The following is a 20,956-nucleotide window of genomic DNA, read 5'->3' as shown; positions in this document are numbered from 1 at the left end:
TCAGACGCGCTTGAAAACCAGGGTGCCGTTGGTGCCACCAAACCCGAAGTTGTTCTTCAGCGCCACCGTGATGCGGGCATCGCGCGCCGTGTTGGCGCAATAGTCCAGATCGCACTCGGGGTCCGGCTCGACCAGGTTGATGGTCGGCGGGATTTGCTGGTGGTAGACCGCCAGCACGGTGAAGACGCTCTCCAGCCCCCCCGCGCCACCCAGCAGGTGGCCGGTCATGGACTTGGTGGAGCTGACCACGATGCGGCGCGCGTGGTCGCCCAAGGCGGCCTTGATGGCGTTGGTCTCGTTGACATCGCCCAGCGGCGTGGACGTGCCGTGCGCGTTGAGGTAGTCCACCTGGTCCGGGTTGAGCCCGGCGTTGCGCAGCGCGTTGAGCATGGCGCGGCGCGGGCCGTCCATGTTGGGCGCCGTCATGTGGCCAGCGTCGGCGCTCATGCCGTAGCCCGCCACCTCGGCGTAGATGCGCGCGCCGCGCGCCTTGGCGCGCTCGTATTCTTCGAGCACCAGCACGCCCGCGCCCTCACCGAGCACGAAGCCGTCGCGCCCTTTGTCGAAAGGCCGCGAGGCGCCGTGCGGATCGTCGTTGCGCGTGGACAAGGCCCGCATCGCAGCAAAGCCGCCGATGCCCAGCGGCGACACCGTCGATTCGGTGCCGCCGGCGATCACCACATCCGCGTCACCGTACTCGATCAGGCGCGCACCCTCGCCGATGCAGTGCAGGCCCGTGGTGCAGGCCGTCACGACCGCCAGGTTGGGGCCTTTGAAGCCGTAGCGCATCGAGACGTGCCCCGCCACCATGTTGATGATCGAGGCCGGCACGAAAAACGGCGAAATGCGGCGCGGACCGCGCTGGGTGAGCTCGGTGTGGGTGGTTTCGATGAGAGGCAGCCCGCCGATGCCCGAGCCGATCACGCAGCCGATGCGGCAGGCGTCCTCTTCGGACAGCGCCTCGCCCACCGGCAGCCCGGCGTCGGCCACGGCCTGCGCCGCAGCGGCGATGCCGTAGTGGATGAAGGTGTCCATCGTCCGCGCCTCTTTGGGCGGGAGGTAGGACTCGAGGTCAAAATCCTTGACCTCACCGGCGATTTGGCAAGCGAAGGCGCTGGCATCGAATTTGGTGATGCGCTCGATGCCCGAGCGGCCGGCGAGCAGGTTGGCCCAAGCCGCCTCCACCGTGTTGCCCACGGGACTGACGCAGCCCAGGCCGGTCACGACGACACGGCGGCGGCTCATCGGGGATCAGGCCTTCTGGTGCGCTTTGGCGTAGTCGATCGCCTGCTGCACGGTGGTGATCTTCTCGGCATCTTCGTCCGGGATCTCGATGCCGAATTCGTCTTCGAGGGCCATCACCAGCTCCACGGTGTCGAGGGAGTCGGCGCCCAGATCGGCGACGAACGCCTTCTCGGGGGTGACCTGGCTCTCCTCCACGCCGAGCTGCTCGGCGATGATCTTCTTGACGCGTGCTTCGATGTCGCTCATGGATTCCCTCATCGGGTGGTTGGAAAAAGCCCCGGCATTGTAGCGGGGTGGGCCGCATGCCGCGCCACCCGCGCCCGCCTGGCCGGTGTCAGGCCATGAACATGCCGCCGTTGACGTGCAGCTCCTGCCCGGTGATGTAGCCCGCCTGCGGGCTGGCCAAAAAGGCCACGGCATGCGCCACATCGGCCGGCTTGCCCAGGTGTCCCAGCGGAATTTGCGCCAGCAGCGCCTGCTGCTGCTCGGGCGGCAAGCTGGCGGTCATGTCGGTTTCGATGAAGCCGGGCGCCACGCAGTTGACCGTGATGCGCCGGCTGCCCAGCTCGCGCGCCAGGGCGCGCGTCATGCCCGCCACGCCGGCCTTGGCCGCGGCGTAGTTGGCCTGCCCCGGGTTGCCCGCGGCGCCCACGACGCTGGTGATGTTGACGATGCGGCCGTAGCGCTGCTTCATCATCGGGCGGATGGCGGCGCGGCAGAGCCGAAACACCGCCTTGAGGTTGGTGTCGAGCACGGCGTCCCAATCCTCGTCCTTGAGGCGCATGGCCAGCATGTCGCGCGTGATGCCCGCGTTGTTGACCAGGATGTGCAGCGCCCCTTGCTCCTTGACCAGAGCCTCGATCAGCGCCTCGGCCGCGGGCGCATCGTTGACGTCCAGCCGCACCCCACGGCAGCCCTCGAAGCCTGCCAGCGCCTGGGTGATGCGCTGCGCACCTTCGTCGCTGGTGGCGGTGCCGGTGACGCGCACGCCGCGGGCGGCCAACTCGCGCGCGATGGCGGCGCCAATGCCGCGCGATGCCCCGGTGACCAGTGCCACCTGCCCGGCGATGATGGTTTCCGACATGGATCTCCCTCCTGCAAACGGATTGTGGCAGCGTCAGCCACCGGCCACCAGCGCGCGCACCTCGGCCAGCGTGGCCGGATCGTAGAGCGCCGCGGCGGTGAGCTCAGGCGCGATGCGCTTGGTCAGGCCCAGCAGCACCTTGCCCGGGCCGCATTCGACGATGGCCTGCGCGCCGCGCGCGCGCAGGGCGTGCACGCACTCCACCCAGCGCACCGGGCCGGCCGCCTGCCGCACCAAAGCGTCGCGGATGCGCGCGGGATCGGTCTCGACCGCCACGTCGATGTTGTTGACCACGGGGATGCGCGGCGCGCGCAACGCCACCGTTGCCAGCCGCGCGCGCAAGGCCTCGGCCGCGGGGCGCATCAGGCTGGAGTGAAACGGCGCCGACACTGGCAACGGCAAGGCGCGCTTGGCGCCACGCGCCTTGAGCACCTCGCACGCCTTGTCCACCGCCGCCTTGGAGCCGGCGATCACGGTCTGCGCGGGGTCGTTGAAGTTGACCGCCTCCACCACCTCGCCGCTGTCCGCGGCGAATTGGGCCTGGGCCTCGGCACAGCCCGCGCGCACGGCGTCGGCGTCCAACCCCAGGATGGCCGCCATCGCCCCCGCGCCCACCGGCACGGCCTGCTGCATGGCCTGGGCCCGAAAACGCACCAGCGGCGCGGCCTCGGCCAGCGTCAGGGCGCCGGCCGCCACCAGCGCCGTGTACTCCCCCAGCGAATGCCCGGCCACCGCGATCGGGTCGGCGCCGCCCTCGGCCTGCCACACGCGCCATGCCGCCACCCCGGCCACCAGCATCACCGGCTGGGTGTTGGTGGTCAAGGCCAACGCTTCTTTGGGCCCCTCGTGGATCAGGCGGCCAATGTCCTCGCCCAGCGCGTCCGACGCCTCCTGCAGCGTGGCGCGCACCACGGGGTGATCCCCCCAGGCGTCGAGCATGCCCACGGACTGCGAGCCCTGCCCCGGAAAAACGAATGCGAATGCGGTCACGGATGCCTCCTGCTCTGCTCAATAGCGCACCAGGGCCGATCCCCAGGTAAAGCCGCCGCCCACCCCCTCCAGCAGCAAAAGCTGGCCAGGACGAATCTGCCCCGCGCGCACCGCGTGGTCCAGCGCCAGCGGGATCGACGCCGCCGAGGTGTTGCCGTGCTGGTCCACGGTCACCACCACACGCGCCATGGGCAGCTTGAGCTTGCGTGCCGTGCTTTGCATGATGCGGATATTGGCCTGGTGCGGAATCAGCCAATCGATGTCGGCTTCGGTCTTGCCGGCCTTGGCCAGCGTGGTGCGGGCGGTTTCTTCCAGCACCCCGACGGCGAGCTTGAACACCGCCTGCCCGTCCATGCGCAGCAACGGGTCGCCCAGCACCTGGCCGCCCGCCACGGTGCCGGGCACGCACAGGATGCCGGTGTGCCGCCCGTCGGCGTGCATGTCCGTGGCCAGCACACCTGCGCCGCTGCCGTCGTGCTCGGTGGCCTCCAGCACCACGGCACCGGCGCCGTCGCCAAACAGCACGCAGGTGGTGCGGTCGTCGAAATTGAGGATGCGCGAAAACACCTCCGCCCCCACCACCAGGGCACAGCGGGCGCTGCCGGTGCGCAGCAGCGCATCGGCCAACGTCAACGCATAGATGAAGCCGGTGCACACCGCCTGCACGTCAAAGGCGGCGGCGCCGATCGGCCCCTGGCCGCCCTGGGCCTGCGCGGCCTCGTGCAGCTTGCGCTGCAAGATGGTGGCGGTGGAGGGAAACACCATGTCGGGCGTGGACGTGGCCACGACGATCAGGTCCACCTCGTGCGCCTGGCGCCCGGCCGCCTGCAGGGCCTGCAGGCTGGCCTGCAGGGCCAGATCGCTGGCCATCACCCCATCGGCGGCAAAGTGGCGCGCCCGGATGCCCGTGCGCTCGACGATCCAGTCGTCGCTGGTCTCGAGCCCGCGCGCGGCGAGCAGCGACACCATGTCGTGGTTGGTCAGGCGCTTCGGGGGCAGGTGGCTGCCCGTGCCGGTGATGCGGGCGTACAAACTCATCGACGGTCAAACTCTCGACAGCGGGCGCAGCGCCTCGCCTGGGCTCAGGTGGAAACGGATGGGCCGGCAGACGATGCGGTGGCATCCCCGGGTGGGCCCATCAACGGCGCGGCCCGCGCGATGCGGCGCTGCACGCGCTCGAGCAACCGGGCCTCGGCCGCATCATACGCGCGCCGCAGCGCCTGCTCGAACGCAAAGGCATCGGCCGAGCCGTGGCTCTTGAAGACCAGGCCGCGCAGGCCCAGCAGCGCCGCCCCGTTGTAGCGGCGGTGGTCGACGCGGCGCTTGAAGCGCATCAGCACCGGCCAGGCCAGCAGCGCCGCCAGGCGCGACAGCGGCCCGCGGGCAAACTCCTCGCGCAAAAAGGTGCCGATCATGCTGGCCAACCCTTCGCTGGCCTTGAGCGCGACATTGCCGACGAAGCCGTCGCACACCACGATGTCGGTGGTGCCCTTGAAGATGTCGTTGCCTTCGACGTTGCCGTGGAAATTCAGGTCGCCGCGCTGCGCCGCGGAGCGCAACAGCTGGCCGGCTTGCTTGATGACGTCGTTGCCCTTGATGACCTCTTCGCCAATGTTGAGCAGCCCCACGGTGGGGTTTTCGCGCCCGCCCGCAGCCACCAGGGCTGAGCCCATGACGGCAAACTGCAGCAAGTGTTCGGCGGTGCAATCGACATTGGCCCCCAAATCGAGCACGGTGGTGGCCCCGCCCGTGGCATTGGGCAACTGGGTGGCGATGGCCGGGCGGTCGATGCCGTCCAGGGTTTTGAGCACGTAGCGGGCGATCGCCATCAACGCGCCGGTGTTGCCGGCCGAGACTGCCACGTCCGCCGCCCCGTCCTTGACCTGCGCGATCGCCACGCGCATGGACGAGTCCTTTTTACGGCGCAGCGCCACCTCGACCGGGTCGTCCATCTCGACCACCTCGGCCGCCGGCACGATGGTGCAACGGCGCGCGTCGATCCCTGCCGGCAGCGACGCCAGCGCTTGCGCACGCCCCACCAGCAGCAGATGCGCCTGCGGGTGCGCCGCCAAAAAGGCGGCACACGCCGGCAGGGTGACGGAGGGGCCGTGGTCCCCCCCCATGCAATCGACGGCGACTCGGATCACGGCCGCGTGATCGGGACGCTATGCGCTTGCGTGCGCCCAGGTGCCATGGGGTCTGCCAGACGGCGCCAAGCCGCCCGCGCCCGCCGCGGCATCACGCCTCGTTCTTGCCCTTGAGGACTTGGCGACCGCGGTAAAAACCGTTGGGGCTGATGTGGTGGCGCAGATGCGTCTCGCCCGTCGTGGGCTCAACGGCAATGCCCGGCACCGACAACGCATTGTGCGAGCGGTGCATGCCGCGCTTGGACGGCGACTTCTTGTTCTGCTGAACGGCCATGATCGGCTCCCGAAAACGTTGGGTAAACGAAACCAGAAAAACCCTGCATTATACCGGGCGCGCCCAGCCCCGGGCAACGCCTGGCCGAGCACGCCTTCACGGTCGCTGCGTCTTGGGCTTGAGCGCGGCCAGGGCCGCAAACGGATGCTCCCGTGGCGCCTGCTGCGGCGCCACCTCGGCAGCGGCTCCCAGGCGGTCCCCGGCCGCCAACGGGATGGGATGCGGGCACACCGCGTGCATCGGCACCAGCGGCATGGCCAGCAACAGCTCGTCTTCGACCAGCTCGCGCAGCGGGTAGCGGGGTCCCTCGAGCACCAGCAGGTCCTCTTCACAGCCGTCGTCCTCGGCCAGCGCCGTGGCCTCGTCCGCGACGAAGCGAAACCAGCGGTCCACCGTCAGCGGCTGCCAAAACGGCTCCAGACAGCGCTGGCACACCAGCGGCACCGCCCCCTGCACCCCCAACCGCAGCCAGAGCTGGCGCGGCACCGTGGCGCGCTGCCCGCCGGCCAGGGCACGCACCGCAGCCGCCACCGCGGGCGGGGGCTCGCGCCATTCGGCCTGCACCTGCCACTGCACATCGGCGGCCCCGGGCAAATCCGGTACCCCCGCAACCACCCGTGACAGACGGTGCAGGGCAAAGGCACCGGCCAGCGGCTCGGCGCGGCGCGCCAAGGCCTCGACATCGATCCAGTCGTGACGGCCGGCAGCATCGGCATGGGGCTTGGTCATGGCGGAATTATCCACCCACATGCCATACTGCGGGGCATGAAGATCGCCGACCTGCGCAAGAGCTACGAAAAGGCCGAACTCAGCGAGGAAGCCTCGCACGCCGACCCCCTGCGCCAGTTCGACCAGTGGCTGCACGAGGCCATCCGCGCCGAGCTGCCCGAGCCCAACGCCATGACGCTGGCCACCGTGGGCAGCGACCTGCGCCCCAGCACCCGGGTGGTGCTGATCAAAGGCTACGATGAACGCGGCATCGTCTGGTACACCAATTACGACAGCCGCAAGGGCCGTGAGCTGGCCGGCAACCCCTATGCCGCGCTGCAGTTCCACTGGGTCGAACTCGAACGCGTGGTGCGCATCGAGGGCGTGGTCGAGCGCGTCAGCCCCGAGGAAAGCGACGCCTATTTCGCCAGCCGCCCGCTGGACCACCGCATTGGCGCCTGGGCCAGCCCGCAAAGCCAGGTGATCGACAGCCGGGCCGTGCTGGTGGCCAACGCCGCCAAATACGCCGCGCAGTTTTTGATGAACCCGCCGCGCCCCTCCCACTGGGGCGGCTTTCGCCTCAAGCCCGATGCCTGGGAGTTTTGGCAGGGCCGCAAAAGCCGGCTGCACGACCGGCTGCGCTACCGCCTCGACGGCGGCCGGTGGGTGCGCGAGCGGCTGGCGCCCTGAACGGCGCCGCCCGTCCTGCCGTCCCGCGGTCACGCACGCTCAAGCGCGGGACAGCGGCCACGGTTCGATGGCCTGATCGGCCAGTGCCTGCAGCGCACCTTCGGGCACGCACTGCGGCGCGATTTGCGCCAACGGCACCAGCACGAAGGCGCGTTGCCACATGCGCGGGTGGGGCACGGTCAGCTGCGGCGAGGCAATGCGCGCGCCGCCATAGAGCAGCAGGTCCAGGTCCAGCGTGCGCGGCGCGTTGCGGTAGGGGCGCTCGCGCCCGGCGCGCGCCTCCAGCCCCTGCAGCGCCTGCAGCAACGCCGGGGCGCTCAGCCGCGTGGACAGCGCCGCCACGGCGTTGCAATAGTCGGGCCCGGCGGCATCCACGGGGGCGGTGCGCCACAAGCCCGAGGCGGCGATGCAACGCGTCTGCGGCAATGCGTCCAGCCACTGCAGCGCCGCGCGCACCTGCGCAGGGGCGTCGCCCAGGTTGGCCCCGATGCCGATGTAGGCCGTGACGGGATCACGCATCGGGCGCGCGGTCGTCGCCAGGGACCGCCCCGCCATCACCACCACCCCCACCCGCCACGCCCGGCTTGCGACGGCGGCGCCGGCGTTTGCGCGGGGCCGCCACGGGTTCGGCTTCGCCTGGCGCCGGTGTGTCCGCCAGCGCGGCCTCCCCGGGCGCCGGGGTGGCGGCGCCCTCGTCGGCGCCCGCCGCTGCGCCGTCCGCCCGCCGACGGCGGCTGCGCGCCGGTTTGGCCGCGCTCTTGGCGCGCTGCTGCTCCAGGCGCACGGCTTCGACCATGTCGCGCCGCACCGCCTCGCCGGCCAGGCTGAAGGTCTCCCACCAGTGGGCCAACTCCTCCTCCACCTCGCCCACCTGCGCGCGCAGGCGCAAAAAGTCAAACCCGGCGCGAAAACGCGGTTGCTCCACCAACGTGAAGGGGCTTTGGCCGCTGCGCTTGTCAAAGTGCGGCTGCATCATCCAGATCTCGCGCATGTCGGCGCCGAGCTTGCCACGGCCGGACACGTCGCCGATGCGCGCCTCAAACACCTCGTCCACCGCCTCGGCCAACGCCGGGAAGGTCGGCACGCCCTCGGCCACGCGGCGCTGCCACGCCTGGCGCACGTCCTGCCACAGCACACAGGCGAGCAAAAAGCTCGGCGCCACCGGCTTGCCTTCGGCCACGCGGCGGTCGGTGTCCTGCAGCGCCGCACGCACGAACGGCTCGTCGCCGCGCTCCACCACCACGTCCAGCAGCGGGTAAATACCGCGCGCCAAGCCGTTGGCGCGCAGCGCCTCGATGCTGGCGATGGCGTGCCCGGTTTGCAGCAGCTTGAGCATCTCGTCGAACAGGCGGCTGGGCGGCACGTCGGCCAGCAACGGCAGGTGCGCCGCCATGGGCGCGCGCGTTTTGTCGTCGAGCTTGAAGCCCAGGGCGCTGAGCTTGGCCGCAAAACGCACCGCGCGGATGATGCGCACCGGGTCCTCGCGAAAGCGCGTCGGCGGGTCCCCGATCATGCGCAGCACGCGTTTGCGCGCATCGCGAATGCCCTGGTGGAAATCGACCACGGTTTCGCTCTCCGGGTCGTAGTACATCGCGTTGATGGTGAAGTCGCGCCGCGCCGCATCCTGCTCGATCGGCCCCCAGACGTTGTCGCGCAGCACGCGCCCGCTGGCGTCCACCGCCAGCGACACGCCGGCCAGCGCGCGCTTGGAGCGCTCGTCACCCACCACCGGCTCGGCCGCAGCGGGGTCGAGGTAGGCGCGAAAGGTCGAGACCTCGATCACCTCGTGCTCGCGGCCACGGCCAAACACCACGTGCACGATGCGAAAGCGCCGCCCGATGATGAACGCGCGCCGAAACAGCGCCTTGACCTGCTCCGGCGTGGCGTTGGTGGCGACGTCGAAATCCTTGGGCCGCAACCCCAGCAGCAAATCGCGCACGGCGCCGCCAACGATGTAGGCCTCGTAGCCGGCACGCTTGAGCGTGTGCACCACGTCCAGCGCGCGGCCATCCACCAACGAGGGGTCGATGCCGTGCACGGACACCGGCACGTCCTCGCGCTTGCCAAAACGCGAGCGGCGCAGCGTGGGGCGCACCGTCTTGTCCAGCAGTTTGTCGATCAGGGTTTTGATCATGTCTCGGGCTCGAACAGGTCGAGGATACGCCAGCCGCGCTGGCGCGCCAGTTGCCGCAAGCCATCGCCGGGGTTGGTGGCCACCGGCACGTCGGCGCGCTCGAGCAGCGGCAAGTCGTTGAGGGAGTCGGAATAAAACGTCACGTGCGCGCGGTCCCAGTCCAGACCTTGGGCCGCCAGCCAGTCGCCCACGCGCGTGACCTTGCCCTCGCGAAACGAGGGCACGCCGCGGATCGCCCCGGTGATCCAGCCATCCGGCCCGCGCTCCAGTTCCACCGCGATCAGCGCCTCCACCCCCAACGCCTGGGCGATGGGGCGGGTGACGAATTCGTTGGTGGCGGTGACGATGGCCACCCGATCACCGCGCGCGCGGTGCGCCGCCACCAGCGCCCGCGCCGCCGGCCGGATCGCCGGCTCGATCACGTCGGCCATGAAGCGCGCGTGCGCCTGCGCCGCGGCCTGCGGGCCGCGCACGCGCACCGCTTCGGTGGCAAAGCGCACGTACGCGTGCACGTCCAGCCGGCCCGCTTGGTAGTCGGCAAAAAACGCGTCGTTGCGGCGCGCAAAGGCCACCGGGTCGGTCCAACCGATGCGGGTGGTGAACACGCCCCACGCGTAGTCCGAATCGAGCGGCAGCAGCGTGTGGTCGAGGTCGAACAACGCCACCGGCACGCGCGCGCCCTCGGCCGCCGGGGCCGTGGGGGGTGTCGATGGGCTTGGGTCGGCAAGGGGCATGGTCTTGGGATCCGGTTCAGGGGGTCAGCGGCCGCGACGGGTGGGCTGGCGCTTACGCCCCATCGGCCAACATCGCGCGCACCAACGGGACGGTGATGGCGCGCTGGGTGCGCAAGGCGTAGCCGTCGAGGCGGTCGAGCAGCGCCATCAGGCTGGACAAATCGCGCGCAAAGCGGTTGAGCATGAAATCCATCACCTCGTCCGACAGCGCCACGCCGCGCGCATCGGCCGCGCGGCGCAGGACGGCACGCCGCGCCGGCTCGTCGAGCGGATGCAGCTGGAACACATGTCCCCACCCCAGGCGGCTGCGCAAATCGTCGCGCAAGGCCAGGTCGGCCGGCGGCCGATCGCCCGCGGCGAGCACGGCGCGCTGCGCCCCCACGGCCGGCGACTGGGCGTTGACGAACCAGTTGAAGGCCACCGCCTGCTGCTCGGGGGTGTAGCGCTGCACATCATCGAGCAACACCACCGACCAGTCGTCGTCAAACGGGCCCGGGTGCGCGGTGGCGGCATCGAGCCAGCCGACGGATTCACCACGCGCCGCCAACGCCTGCGCGATGGCGCGCAGCAGGTGGGTTTTGCCGCTGCCGGCCGGCCCCCACAGGTAGATGGGCAGCGGCGCGCGCGGCTGGCCCTGCAACCACAGCCGCAGATGCGTCCACGCCGCCTCGTTGCCGTCGGGCACGAAGTTGGCCAGCGTCGGCACCGGCGCCAACCCCAGGTCGAGCACGAGCTGCTCCACGCTCAATCCTCCCCGCGCGGTGGCGCCGCCTCGCGCAGCCGGTACCAGGGGCTGCTGACGTAGAGGGCTTGCAGCCGCCGCACGGCCACCAGCAGCACGGCCGACGCCGGCAGCGCGATCAAAACCCCCACAAAGCCGAACAAGTGGCCAAACGCCATCAACGCAAAGATGACCGCGATGGGGTGCAAGCCGATGCGCTCGCCCACCAGCCGCGGGGTGAGAAAGAAGCTCTCGATCACCTGTCCCGCCGCGTACACCGCCCCGACCAGCAGCACGCCGGTGAGGCTCTGAAACTGCAGCACCGCCGCCAACAGCGCCAGCACCAGCCCCAAACCAAAGCCCAGATACGGCACAAACACTGCCAGCCCGGTGAAGACCCCGATCGGCAGCGCCAGCTTGAGCCCGACCAACGCCAGCCCTGCGGTGTAGAACACCGCCAGCGCCCCCATCACCAGCAGCTGCCCGCGCAAATACTGCCCCAGCACCGCGTCCACCTCGGCGGCCAGCCCGTCCACGGCGAGCCGCCAGCGCGGTGGCACCAGCGCCAACACGCGCGCCACCACCGCCGACCAATCGAGCAGCAGGTAATACGCCACCACCGGCATCAGCACCAGGTTGCCCAGCACCGCCAGCAACGCGCTGCCGCCGATGCGCAGCGACGCCAGCACCTGGTCGAGCAACTGCCCCTCGTGCCCGCTGATGAGGCGGCGCAACAGCGCCCGCACGCCCTCGACGTCGATGGCGATGTCCAACCCGTGCCGCTGCGCCAGCGGCACCAGCGCGGCGTTGAGCCGCTCCAGCAGCGGCGGAATCTGCTCGCGCAGCAGCGGCCACTGCTGGGTCACCACCGGCACGATGATGAGCACCACCGCCAACAGCAACAGCATCAACAGCGCGATCGCCACGCCCGCCCCGAGCCAGCGTGGCACGCGGCGCCGCGCCAGCGCATCGACCACGGGCCGCAGGGCGTAGGCCATCACCGCCGCCAGCACGAAAGGCAGCAACACCGGGGCGAGCAACGACACGCCCCACCACGCAGCCGCGGCCACGGCCAGCCACAGCAGGGCCTGTCGTTGGGTATCGGTGAGCAACATGAAAAAGCGATCGCGGCAGCACAGGCGGCGCCCGCCCGACCCGGCGGGACCGGGCCACCCGTACAATCGTGGGAATTTTACCGACCCCATGAATACGACCCCTCTTTCCTACAAGGACGCCGGCGTGGACATCGACGCCGGGGATGCGCTCGTCGAGCGCATCAAGCCGCTGGCCAAGCGCACGTTGCGCGAGGGCGTGCTGGCCGGCATCGGCGGCTTTGGCGCGCTGTTCGAGGTGCCGCGGCGCTACCGCGAGCCGGTGCTCGTCAGCGGCACCGACGGCGTGGGCACCAAGCTCAAGCTCGCGTTCGAGTGGGACATGCACGACGGCGTGGGCATCGACCTCGTGGCCATGAGCGTCAACGACGTGCTGGTGCAAGGGGCCGAGCCGCTGTTCTTTTTGGACTACTTTGCCTGCGGCAAGCTGGAGGTGGACACCGCCGCGCGCGTGGTGGCCGGCATCGCCCGAGGCTGCGAGGAATCCGGCTGCGCGCTCATCGGCGGCGAAACGGCCGAAATGCCCGGCATGTACCCCCCGGGCGAATACGACCTGGCGGGCTTTTGCGTCGGCGTGGTGGAAAAGTCGCGCATCCTCACCGGCGCCGATGTCCAGCCCGGCGACGTGGTGCTGGGCCTGGCCTCCAATGGCGTGCACTCCAACGGCTTTAGCCTGGTGCGCAAGTGCATCGAGCGCGCCGGCGCCAACCTGCCGTCGTCGTTGGACGGGCGGCCGTTTCGCGAGGCCGTGATGGCGCCGACGCGCTTGTACGTCAAGCCGGTGCTGGCCGCGCTGCAACAGCACCCGATCAAGGCGCTGGCGCACATCACCGGTGGCGGCCTGCTGGAAAACATCCCGCGCGTCCTGCCCGACGGGCTGGCGGCGCACCTGGTCAAGGGCAGCTGGCCGCAAAGCGAGCTGTTTGCGTGGCTGCAGCGCACCGCCGGCGTCGACGACCACGAGATGAACCGCACCTTCAACAACGGCATCGGCATGGTCGTGGTGGTCGCGCCGCCACACGCCGACGCCACCGCGGCCACGCTGCGCGCGCAGGGCGAGACGGTCTACACCATCGGCACCATCGCGCCGCGCGGCGACGCTGCGCCGGTCGTGGTGGCCTGAGCGGCCGGCCACGGCACACCCACCGCGGCGGCACCCGGGCGCGTCGGGGCGCGCTCAGCCGGCGTTGCGCCGCAGTTCCCGCACCCGCTCGGCAATGGCCTGCGCGTCCAGCGGGTCCTCGGCGTGGGCCAGGTAAGCGTCCAGGTCGGGCAGCGCGCGGGCGGGCTGACCCAACTCGGCCCAAGCCAAGCCGCGGTCGCGCACCTCGGTCCAGGCGTCGGGCAGCAGCACGATCAGGCGGTCGAGCACCGCGATCATGCGCGCCCAGTCCTCCTGGGTGCGGTGGATTTCCTTGAGGTTGCGCAACACCCGCGCCAGGATGTCGCGGGGCGCGGCCGCTTGCAGGTACAGGCCGACGGGCACATCGAAATCGCCCACCAGCCCGTGGCGGCGCTTGTAGGGCTCCAGCCGCTCGGCCAGGTCCTCGTGGCTGAGCGACTGCCCCGTCATCGGATCGATCACCACCTGCCCTTGCGGCAGCTGGACCTTGACCAAAAAGTGGCCGGGAAAATTGATGCCCGCCGCGCGCAGGCGTATCCCCTGCGCCAGCTCCAACCAGATCACGGCCAGGCTGATCGGGATGCCCCGGCGCGTGCGCAGCACGGTGTGCAGGTAGCTGTTTTCGGGGTCGTAGTAATCGTTGACGTTGCCGGCAAACCCCAGATCGTGAAAAAAGAACTGGTTGAGCATGCGCAGGCGGTGCAGGTGGCCAGCGTCCGCGGGCAGGCGCCGGCGCAGCCGCTCCAGCAAACGGTCCACCCCGTCGAGCACGGCCTGCAGGTCCAAATCGGGGTATTCGTCGAGCGCAACGGCGGCGGTGGCCTCCAGCAGCGGAAACCCTTCATCCTGCGCCACCAGCGCAGCAAAGTAGTCGAGCGACGACGGCGCCCCTGCGGCCCAGTTCATGCGCCTACTTTCGCACAAACTGGCGCAACGGCAAACCCGCCAGCGCCAACACCCCAAAATACACCCCAGCCGCCCCGGCCAACCCGGCCAGCAGCACCCCGATGCGCGTCAAGCGCGCGCCCGCATGCGTCCAGTCATACACCTGGGACAACCACAACAGGTACACGGCCAGCGCCACCGCGGCCGAGAGCACCTGCACGCCATAGCGCCCCCAGCCCGGCCGCGGCACATACGCGCGGCGGCGCAGCAGCCCCCCCAGCAGCCACCCGGCATTGAGCAGCGCCCCCAGACCAATGGCCAGCGCCAGCCCGGCATGCGCCAGGTGGGGCACCAACACCGCATTCATGGCCTGCGTAAACAGCAGCACCGCCACCGCAATGCGCACCGGGGTGCGGATGTCCTGCCGCGCGTAAAACCCGGGCGCCAGCACCTTGATCGCGATCAACCCCAGCAGCCCCACACCGTAGCCCATCAGCGCCAGCGCCGTCTGGCGCACGTCCGCCGCGCTGAAGGCGCCATAGTGGTAGAGCACCGCCACCAGGGGCTGCGCTAGCACCAACAGGCCCACCGCACAGGGCACGGCCAGCAGCACCACCCAGCGCAAGCCCCAATCGAGCAGCTCGCTGTAACGCGCCGCGTCCCCCGCCGCCTGCGCCGCCGACAGCTGCGGCAACAGCACCACCCCCAACGCCACCCCGAGCAACGCGGTCGGAAATTCCATCAGCCGATCCGCGTAGGTCAGCCACGACACGCTGCCCGGCGTCAGGTGCGAGGCGATCTGGGTGTTGATGAGCAGCGAAATCTGCGCCACCCCCACACCCAGCAACGCCGGGGCCATCAGCGTCAGGATGCGCCGCGTGCCCGGATGCTGCCAGCCAGCACGCAAGGCACGCGGGCCCAGGCGCACGCGCGGCCACAGCCCCAGGCGCACCAACGCCGGCACCTGCACGGCCAACTGCAAGGCCCCGCCCAGCATGACGCCACCCGCCAAGGCGTAAATGGGCTCCAGCCCCCAGCGCGCCAAGGCTGGCGCGCCCCACCAGGCGGCCCCGATCATCGCCACGTTGAGCAGCACCGGCGTGACCGCGGGCACCGCATAGCGCCGCCAGGTGTTGAGAATGCCCGCACTCAGCGCCACCAGCGACATAAAGCCGATGTAGGGGAACATCCAGCGCGTCAACACCACCGCCACCTCGAAGCTGTGCGGGCTTTGGCGCAGCCCCGCCGCCATCGCCCACACCAGCAGCGGCGCCCCCAGCACCCCCAGCGCACAGGTCAACAGCAGCGCCGCCAGCAGCACGCTGGCCACGCGGTCGATCAGCTCGCGCGTGGCAGCCTCCCCCTCGCGCTCGCGCGTGGCCGCCAGCACCGGCACGAACGCTTGCGAAAACGCGCCTTCGGCAAACAACCGGCGCAGCAAATTGGGGATGCGAAAGGCGACGTTGAACGCGTCGGTCAAGGCGCTGGCGCCAAAGGTGGACGCGATGAGCAGCTCGCGCGCCAGGCCGGTGACGCGCGAGGCCAACGTCCACAACGACACCAGGGATGCGGATTTGAACAGCGACATCGGCGCCAGTGTAGCGGCGCGCCTACAATGGCCCGGTCATGACCATCCTCAACGCCGACCTGCACTGCCACTCCACCGTCTCGGACGGCACACTCGAACCCGAGGCGCTCGCTGCGCGCGCCAAAGCCAACGGCGTGGAGTTGTGGGCGCTGACCGACCACGACGAAGTCGGCGGCCAGCACCGGGCGGCCGCGGCGGCACGCGCGCTTGGCCTGCCCTACCTGAGCGGGGTGGAGATCTCGGTCACCTTCGCCGGCCTGACCGTGCACATCGTCGGCCTGGGCGTGGACCCGGACGATCCCCAGCTGGTGGCCGGGCTGGCGCACACCCGTGGCGGGCGCGAGCGGCGCGCGCGCGAGATGGCCGATCAGCTTGCGGCCGTCGGCATCCGCGGTGCCTTCGAGGGCGCGCTCAAGTACGTTGGCAACCCGGAACTGATCTCGCGCACGCATTTTGCGCGCTACCTGGTCGAAGCCGGCGTCTGCCACGACACCCACGAGGTGTTTCGGCGCTTTCTGACCGACGGCAAGCCCGGCTACGTGGAACACCGCTGGGCGGCCCTGGGCGACGCGGTGCGCTGGATCCGCGACGCCGGTGGTGTGGCCGTCATCGCCCATCCGGCCCGCTACGCCCACCCCAACCCGACGCAGGAGTACGCCCTGTTTGCCGAATTCAAAGCCCACGGCGGACAAGCCGTCGAAGTGGTCACGGGCAGCCACAGCAGCGCCGAAGCCGCGCGCTACGCCGACCTGGCGCTGGAGTTCGGCCTGGCCGCCTCGCGCGGCAGTGATTTTCACAGTCCCGACGAGTCGCACTGCGACCTGGGCGGTCTGCCCTACCTGGAAGGACGCTTGACGCCGGTGTGGGAATTGCTGGCCGATCGCATCGTCCACTGACGCCAGCCCATGGCCCAACTGTTCGAGGTCCACCCCGACAACCCGCAGCCGCGCCTGCTGCGCCAGGCTGTGCAAGCGCTGCAGGGTGGTGCGGTGCTGGCGGTGCCCACCGACTCCAGCTATGCGTTGGTCTGCCATCTGGACGACAAGGCCGCGGTGGAGCGGCTGCGGCGCATCCGCGGCGTGGACGAGCGCCACCACCTGACGCTGCTGTGCCGCGACCTGTCGGAGCTGGCCAATTACGCCCGCGTGGACAACCGTCAATACCGGCTGCTCAAGGCCGCCACGCCCGGCCCTTACACCTTCATCCTCGAAGCCAGCAAAGAGGTCCCCCGCCGCGTCAGCCATCCGTCGCGCAAAACCATCGGGCTGCGGGTGCCGCAGCACCGGGCGTTGCTGGCGCTGATCGAAGCGCACGGCGCACCGCTTTTGGGCACCACGCTGATCCTGCCCGGCGACGACGCACCGCTCAACGATGCGCACACCATCCGCGAACGGCTGGAGCACGCCGTGGCGGTGGTCATCGACGCCGGTGCCTGCCCCATGGCGCCGACCACCGTGGTCGATTTGACGCCCATGGGGCGCGGCGAGGAGCCGCTGGTGCTGCGCGAAGGACGCGGAGCGCTGGCCGCACTGGGCCTGTGAGCCGTCGCGCCACCTGCGACAATCGGCGCTATGGACTTGGCCCACATCATCCAGACCGTGGCGGTGTACGCGCTGCCGGTGCTGTTCGCCATCACCGTGCACGAAGCCGCGCACGGCTACGCGGCGCGCCATTGCGGCGACCCGACCGCCGATCGCTTGGGCCGCATCACCCTCAACCCACTGGCGCACATCGACCCCATCGGCACCATCGCCATGCCGCTGCTGCTGTACTTTGCCACGGCGGGGGCGTTTCTGTTCGGCTACGCCAAGCCGGTGCCGGTCAACTTCGGGCGGCTGCGCCACCCCAAGCGCGACATGGTGTGGGTGGCGCTGGCCGGCCCCGCGGCCAATCTGGCCCAAGCCATCGCCTGGGCAGCCCTCGGGTATGCGCTGGTGGCCGCCGGCGTGCAAGAGCCGTTTTTCAACGGCATGGCGCGCGCCGGCGTGTTGGTCAACATCGTGATGTTCGCCTTCAACCTGTTTCCGCTGCCGCCGCTGGATGGCGGCCGCATCCTCGTCGGGCTGTTGCCGATGCGCCAGGCGCTGGCGCTGTCGCGCGTCGAGCCCTATGGCTTTTTCATCGTCATGGCGCTGGTCATCACCGGTGTGGTCAGCACCCTGTGGCTGCGGCCGCTGATGCAGCTGACCGCCCAGGTCATCGAATGGCTGCTCGCGCCGCTGCGCTGGTTGCTGTTTTGAGCGCCACACCGCCCGCTGGCCACGCCGCCCCACCCCGTTGCATCGTCCGCATCCATGAGCACCGTTCGCGTCCTCACCGGCATCAAACCTTCCGGCACCCCGCACCTGGGCAATTACGTCGGCGCCATTCGCCCCACGGTGCGCGCCAGCCGCGAGCCGGGCATCGACAGTTTTTTGTTTTTGGCCGACTACCACGCGCTCATCTCCACCCACGATCCGGCGCGCGTGCAGCGCTCGACGCTGGAAATCGCCGCCACCTGGATCGCCTGCGGGCTCGACCCCGATCGCGTCACGTTCTATCGCCAGTCCGACATCCCGGAAATCCCCGAGCTGACCTGGCTGCTGGCCTGCGTGTGCGGCAAAGGGCTGCTCAACCGCGCCCACGCCTACAAGGCCGCTGTGGACAAAAACACCGCCGAGGGGCGTGACGCCGACGACGGCGTCACCATGGGCCTGTTCATGTACCCGGTGCTCATGGCGGCCGACATCCTGATGTTCAACGCCCACCGCGTGCCCGTCGGGCGCGACCAGATCCAGCACGTCGAGATGGCACGCGACCTGGCCAGCAGCTTCAACCACCGCTACGGCGAGCACTTCACCCTGCCCGAGGCGGTCATCGACGAACAGGTGGCCACGCTGCCGGGGCTCGACGGGCGCAAGATGAGCAAGAGCTACGACAACGTCATCCCGCTCTTTGCACCGCGCGAGCAGCTACGCCGCCTGATCATGGGCATCGTCACCGACGCCAAGGCACCTGGCGAGCCCAAAGATACCGAGGGCAGCGCGGTGTTTCAGCTCTACCAGGCGTTTGCCACGCCGCAGGAAAGCGCCGAGCTGGCACGCGACTTTGCCGCCGGCATTGCCTGGAGCGACGCCAAGCAACGGCTGTTCGAGCGCATCGACCGCGAAATCGCCCCCATGCGCGCCACCTACGACGCGCTCATGGCCGCGCCCGAGCGTGTGGAGGCGATTTTGCGTGCGGGCGCGGCCAAGGCGCGTGCGGTGGCCACACCGTTGACCGCGCGCTTGCGCCATGCGGTGGGTTTGCGCCCGCTGGACGACCTGGCCGCCAGTGCGCAGCCCGCCCCCGCTGCCGAGCGGACGGCGCCGCCGCTCTTGAAGCAATACCGCGAAAGCGACGGGCGTTTTTACTTCAAGCTCACCGACGCCAAGGGCCATGTGCTGCTGCAAAGCCGCGGGTTCGATGCGCCCAAGGCCGCCGGCCAGGCGGTGGCACGCCTCAAGGCCGAAGGCTGGGCCGCCTGCGCCGACTTGCATCCGCTGCTGCAAGCGCAGGCCACGCCCGAGCAGATCGAGGCTGCGCTGGCCACCTTGCGCGAGGCGTGAGCGCCGGCGACCACGCGCAAGCCTGCTACAATGGCAGGCTTGTCGACCGCGGAGAGATGGCAGAGTGGTCGAATGCGCCGGACTCGAAATCCGGTATACGGGTCTTCCCCGTATCGAGGGTTCGAATCCCTCTCTCTCCGCCACCCTTACGTGCCCGCTCGCACGATGCACAACCAGCCCGAGCGGTACGGCACGCAGTGGGGGGGGCGCTCATCGGGCGCGGGTTTGCTGCGCACCAGCACCCAGCCATCGGGGTGACGCGCCAGCCACTGCGCGGCCTGCTCCGGCGCCAGCAGCTCGGGCGTACGCGGCAGGCGCCCGTAGAAGCTCAGCACCCCATGAAAGCGCCCGTCGGTCCAGGCCACCGGGTGCCCGGCGCGCATGGCCTCGCCAACCTGTTCGGCAAGCGCGCGCAGCTGAAACGACGGCCCCATGGCATGCGCAACCGCGACGTGCAACAGCACCAGGCCGATACCCCCCGCGGCAAGGCGCTGCACCCAGCGTGCGGCATCGCGCGCCGGCCACGCCATGACCAACGCCCACACCACCAACGCCGCCCCCACCGCTTGCAGCGCCGGGCCCGCCCAGGGATAGGCCTGCACCACCTGCGGGCGTCCCACCCACACCGCCAGCGCCGCCCCCACCACGAGGGCTGGCAGCGCCGCCAGCACGCGCCACCCCCACGCGGGGGCGACGCGCAGGTCCGCCGTCGCCAGGCGCGCCGCCAACCAGACGGCCCCCAGGGGAACCCAGCCCATCAGGTAGTGGCCGCGCTTGCCGGCCGCCAGCGACAACACGAGCAACAGCAGCGCAAACGTGCCCCACACCAGCCCCGTGCCGGCATCCCCCTGCACCGACCCACGGCGGCGCAGCAGGGCCAGCGCCACCGCCCAGGCCGGCCACAGCATCCACAGCAGCTGGGGCGCGTACCACCAAAAGGGCGACGCGTGATCGGCGTCGTCGGAGAGCCGATCGACAGCCTGCGCCCCGAGCACCGCGCGCCACACCGCCTCGCCCGCGTGCGCGCTGGCCCATGCCAGCCAACCGGCATAGACCGCCAGGCCGAGCACCGCCGTCAGCGCCACCACCACAGCGGCCTTCCACAGCGGCGGCTGCTGCCAGCCCACCCAGCGCGGCCCCCACAGCGGCGCCCACACCGCCGCCGCCCCTACGGTGAGCAGCACCATCGGGCCTTTGGTGAAGACACCGGCCACGAAGGCCAGGGCGAGCAGCGCCGCCCCACGCCCCCAGCGCCGCGCCGCAAGGTCCAACAGCCCATGCACACCCACCACACACCACAGCGCGTTGGGGATGTCGAAGTACCACGCCGGTGCAAACAGCAACCAGATCAGCACCAGCCCAAACGTGGCCGGCACCCAGCGCGCCACGGCAGGCGTGTGCGGCCACAGGCGCTGCGCCAGCCGGGCGCTGGCGGCGATCGTCGCCAGCCCCATGATCGCGACGATGGCACGCGGCACCCAATCGGCCACCCCGACGACGGCCCAGACGGCCAGCGTCAACCAAAACAGCAGGGGCGGCTTTTGCGCATAAAAACCGCCGTCGAGCGTGGGATAGAGCCAGTGCTGATCGCGCCACATCTCCCAGGCGACGGCGGCGTAGCGCGTCTCGTCGATGGGCAGCAATTGCCGGCCCCACACCGCCACGGCCAGGACCACGCCCCACAGCAGCCACCACACCCGCGGTTCGGGCGCAGCCGTGGCCGCAGCCAGGGGCCTGGATGAGCCGAACATGGGGCGGTGCAGCGAAGACGGTGGGTGGTGCCGCTTGTCTGACTCGAACAGACGACCTACCGCTTACAAGGCGGGTGCTCTACCAACTGAGCTAAAGCGGCGCGATGCGCATTAGGGTGCGACGCACGCTATGGCGTCACACGCTGCGGCGCGGTCCACACGAGACCGCCCCGCAATGCGGTG

At 70.3% G+C, this 20,956-nt stretch carries 22 protein-coding genes and 2 tRNA genes; 7 read left to right on the top strand and 17 right to left on the bottom strand.

All coding sequences use genetic code 11. The annotated features are described in order from the left end of the window. The 8 genes from fabF to Tther_RS02210 form a co-directional block, all read right to left on the bottom strand. On the bottom strand, positions 1 to 1,245 hold the full coding sequence (fabF, locus tag Tther_RS02245) for a beta-ketoacyl-ACP synthase II (RefSeq protein ID WP_143900449.1): 1,245 nt from the start codon (positions 1,243 to 1,245) through the stop codon (positions 1 to 3). A 6-nt stretch (positions 1,246 to 1,251) separates the two neighbouring features. Beyond that, complete coding sequence (gene acpP, locus Tther_RS02240; RefSeq protein WP_068606668.1) at positions 1,252 to 1,491, bottom strand: acyl carrier protein; 240 nt, start codon at positions 1,489 to 1,491, stop codon at positions 1,252 to 1,254. An 88-nt stretch (positions 1,492 to 1,579) separates the two neighbouring features. After that, positions 1,580 to 2,329: a 3-oxoacyl-ACP reductase FabG gene (fabG, locus tag Tther_RS02235; protein ID WP_143900447.1), complete on the bottom strand. Its 750-nt coding sequence runs from the start codon at positions 2,327 to 2,329 to the stop codon at positions 1,580 to 1,582. Positions 2,330 to 2,362: 33 nt separating this feature from the next. Then, a complete protein-coding gene (fabD, locus tag Tther_RS02230) occupies positions 2,363 to 3,319 on the bottom strand; it encodes an ACP S-malonyltransferase (RefSeq protein ID WP_143900445.1) in 957 nt (318 codons plus the stop codon). Positions 3,320 to 3,337: 18 nt separating this feature from the next. Beyond that, complete coding sequence (locus Tther_RS02225; RefSeq protein ID WP_143900443.1) at positions 3,338 to 4,357, bottom strand: beta-ketoacyl-ACP synthase III; 1,020 nt, start codon at positions 4,355 to 4,357, stop codon at positions 3,338 to 3,340. 44 nt (positions 4,358 to 4,401) lie between these two features. Then, entirely contained in the window at positions 4,402 to 5,466 is a 1,065-nt protein-coding gene (gene plsX, locus Tther_RS02220; protein ID WP_143900441.1) for a phosphate acyltransferase PlsX, read from the bottom strand. 91 nt (positions 5,467 to 5,557) lie between these two features. Continuing rightward, positions 5,558 to 5,740, bottom strand: a complete 183-nt coding sequence (gene rpmF, locus Tther_RS02215; RefSeq protein ID WP_143900439.1) for a 50S ribosomal protein L32 — start codon at positions 5,738 to 5,740, stop codon at positions 5,558 to 5,560. Between the two features lie 96 nt (positions 5,741 to 5,836). Then, entirely contained in the window at positions 5,837 to 6,469 is a 633-nt protein-coding gene (locus tag Tther_RS02210; protein WP_185974978.1) for a YceD family protein, read from the bottom strand. A 36-nt stretch (positions 6,470 to 6,505) separates the two neighbouring features. Here Tther_RS02210 and pdxH point away from each other — a divergent pair, with 36 nt between their 5' ends. Beyond that, the gene (gene pdxH, locus Tther_RS02205) at positions 6,506 to 7,138 is read left to right on the top strand and encodes a pyridoxamine 5'-phosphate oxidase (RefSeq protein WP_143900435.1); all 633 of its coding nucleotides are present in this window, start codon (positions 6,506 to 6,508) and stop codon (positions 7,136 to 7,138) included. Positions 7,139 to 7,177: 39 nt separating this feature from the next. Here pdxH and folK read toward each other — a convergent pair whose 3' ends face one another. The 5 genes from folK to Tther_RS02180 are packed head-to-tail and all read right to left on the bottom strand — an operon-like array spanning position 7,178 to position 11,842. Continuing rightward, positions 7,178 to 7,657: a 2-amino-4-hydroxy-6-hydroxymethyldihydropteridine diphosphokinase gene (gene folK, locus Tther_RS02200; RefSeq protein WP_143900433.1), complete on the bottom strand. Its 480-nt coding sequence runs from the start codon at positions 7,655 to 7,657 to the stop codon at positions 7,178 to 7,180. Continuing rightward, a complete protein-coding gene (gene pcnB, locus Tther_RS02195; RefSeq protein WP_143900431.1) occupies positions 7,650 to 9,272 on the bottom strand; it encodes a polynucleotide adenylyltransferase PcnB in 1,623 nt (540 codons plus the stop codon). The genes folK and pcnB overlap by 8 nt, the downstream gene beginning before the upstream one ends. Continuing rightward, a complete protein-coding gene (locus Tther_RS02190) occupies positions 9,269 to 10,006 on the bottom strand; it encodes an HAD family hydrolase (RefSeq protein WP_185974977.1) in 738 nt (245 codons plus the stop codon). Before Tther_RS02190 ends, pcnB begins: the two co-directional genes overlap by 4 nt. Positions 10,007 to 10,058: 52 nt before the next feature. Next, the gene (hda, locus tag Tther_RS02185; protein ID WP_143900429.1) at positions 10,059 to 10,748 is read right to left on the bottom strand and encodes a DnaA regulatory inactivator Hda; all 690 of its coding nucleotides are present in this window, start codon (positions 10,746 to 10,748) and stop codon (positions 10,059 to 10,061) included. 2 nt (positions 10,749 to 10,750) lie between these two features. After that, complete coding sequence (locus Tther_RS02180; RefSeq protein WP_143900427.1) at positions 10,751 to 11,842, bottom strand: AI-2E family transporter; 1,092 nt, start codon at positions 11,840 to 11,842, stop codon at positions 10,751 to 10,753. Between the two features lie 88 nt (positions 11,843 to 11,930). Here Tther_RS02180 and purM point away from each other — a divergent pair, with 88 nt between their 5' ends. Further along, positions 11,931 to 12,962, top strand: a complete 1,032-nt coding sequence (gene purM, locus Tther_RS02175; RefSeq protein ID WP_143900425.1) for a phosphoribosylformylglycinamidine cyclo-ligase — start codon at positions 11,931 to 11,933, stop codon at positions 12,960 to 12,962. A 54-nt stretch (positions 12,963 to 13,016) separates the two neighbouring features. Here the strand turns inward: purM and Tther_RS02170 are convergent, their stop codons facing one another. Continuing rightward, positions 13,017 to 13,868, bottom strand: coding sequence for a SirB1 family protein (locus Tther_RS02170; RefSeq protein WP_143900423.1), 852 nt, complete (start codon positions 13,866 to 13,868; stop codon positions 13,017 to 13,019). Between the two features lie 4 nt (positions 13,869 to 13,872). Continuing rightward, the gene (gene murJ / locus Tther_RS02165) at positions 13,873 to 15,435 is read right to left on the bottom strand and encodes a murein biosynthesis integral membrane protein MurJ (protein WP_143900421.1); all 1,563 of its coding nucleotides are present in this window, start codon (positions 15,433 to 15,435) and stop codon (positions 13,873 to 13,875) included. 38 nt (positions 15,436 to 15,473) lie between these two features. Between murJ and Tther_RS02160 the strand changes: the two genes are divergently transcribed. The 5 genes from Tther_RS02160 to Tther_RS02140 all read left to right on the top strand — a co-directional run bounded on the left by Tther_RS02160 (position 15,474) and on the right by Tther_RS02140 (position 19,165). Then, the gene (locus Tther_RS02160; RefSeq protein ID WP_143900419.1) at positions 15,474 to 16,331 is read left to right on the top strand and encodes a 3',5'-nucleoside bisphosphate phosphatase; all 858 of its coding nucleotides are present in this window, start codon (positions 15,474 to 15,476) and stop codon (positions 16,329 to 16,331) included. A 9-nt stretch (positions 16,332 to 16,340) separates the two neighbouring features. Further along, positions 16,341 to 16,976, top strand: coding sequence for an L-threonylcarbamoyladenylate synthase (locus Tther_RS02155; RefSeq protein ID WP_143900416.1), 636 nt, complete (start codon positions 16,341 to 16,343; stop codon positions 16,974 to 16,976). A 30-nt stretch (positions 16,977 to 17,006) separates the two neighbouring features. Beyond that, positions 17,007 to 17,675 (top strand): site-2 protease family protein, encoded by a 669-nt coding sequence (locus Tther_RS02150; protein WP_143900414.1) that lies wholly within the window; start codon positions 17,007 to 17,009, stop codon positions 17,673 to 17,675. 54 nt (positions 17,676 to 17,729) lie between these two features. Then, positions 17,730 to 19,022 carry a tryptophan--tRNA ligase gene (locus Tther_RS02145; protein WP_143900412.1) on the top strand — a complete coding sequence of 431 codons (1,293 nt, stop codon included), beginning with the start codon at positions 17,730 to 17,732 and terminating at the stop codon, positions 19,020 to 19,022. A 50-nt stretch (positions 19,023 to 19,072) separates the two neighbouring features. Continuing rightward, positions 19,073 to 19,165, top strand: a tRNA-Ser gene (locus Tther_RS02140). Between the two features lie 3 nt (positions 19,166 to 19,168). Here Tther_RS02140 and Tther_RS02135 read toward each other — a convergent pair. Further along, positions 19,169 to 20,773, bottom strand: a complete 1,605-nt coding sequence (locus Tther_RS02135) for a hypothetical protein (RefSeq protein ID WP_143900410.1) — start codon at positions 20,771 to 20,773, stop codon at positions 19,169 to 19,171. 25 nt (positions 20,774 to 20,798) lie between these two features. Next, positions 20,799 to 20,874, bottom strand: a tRNA-Thr gene (locus Tther_RS02130). Positions 20,875 to 20,956 lie beyond the last annotated feature (82 nt).

This window comes from Tepidimonas thermarum, from assembly GCF_007556705.1.
Lineage (GTDB): Bacteria > Pseudomonadota > Gammaproteobacteria > Burkholderiales > Burkholderiaceae_C > Tepidimonas > Tepidimonas thermarum.
This window is presented reverse-complemented; position numbering and strand designations above follow the sequence as displayed.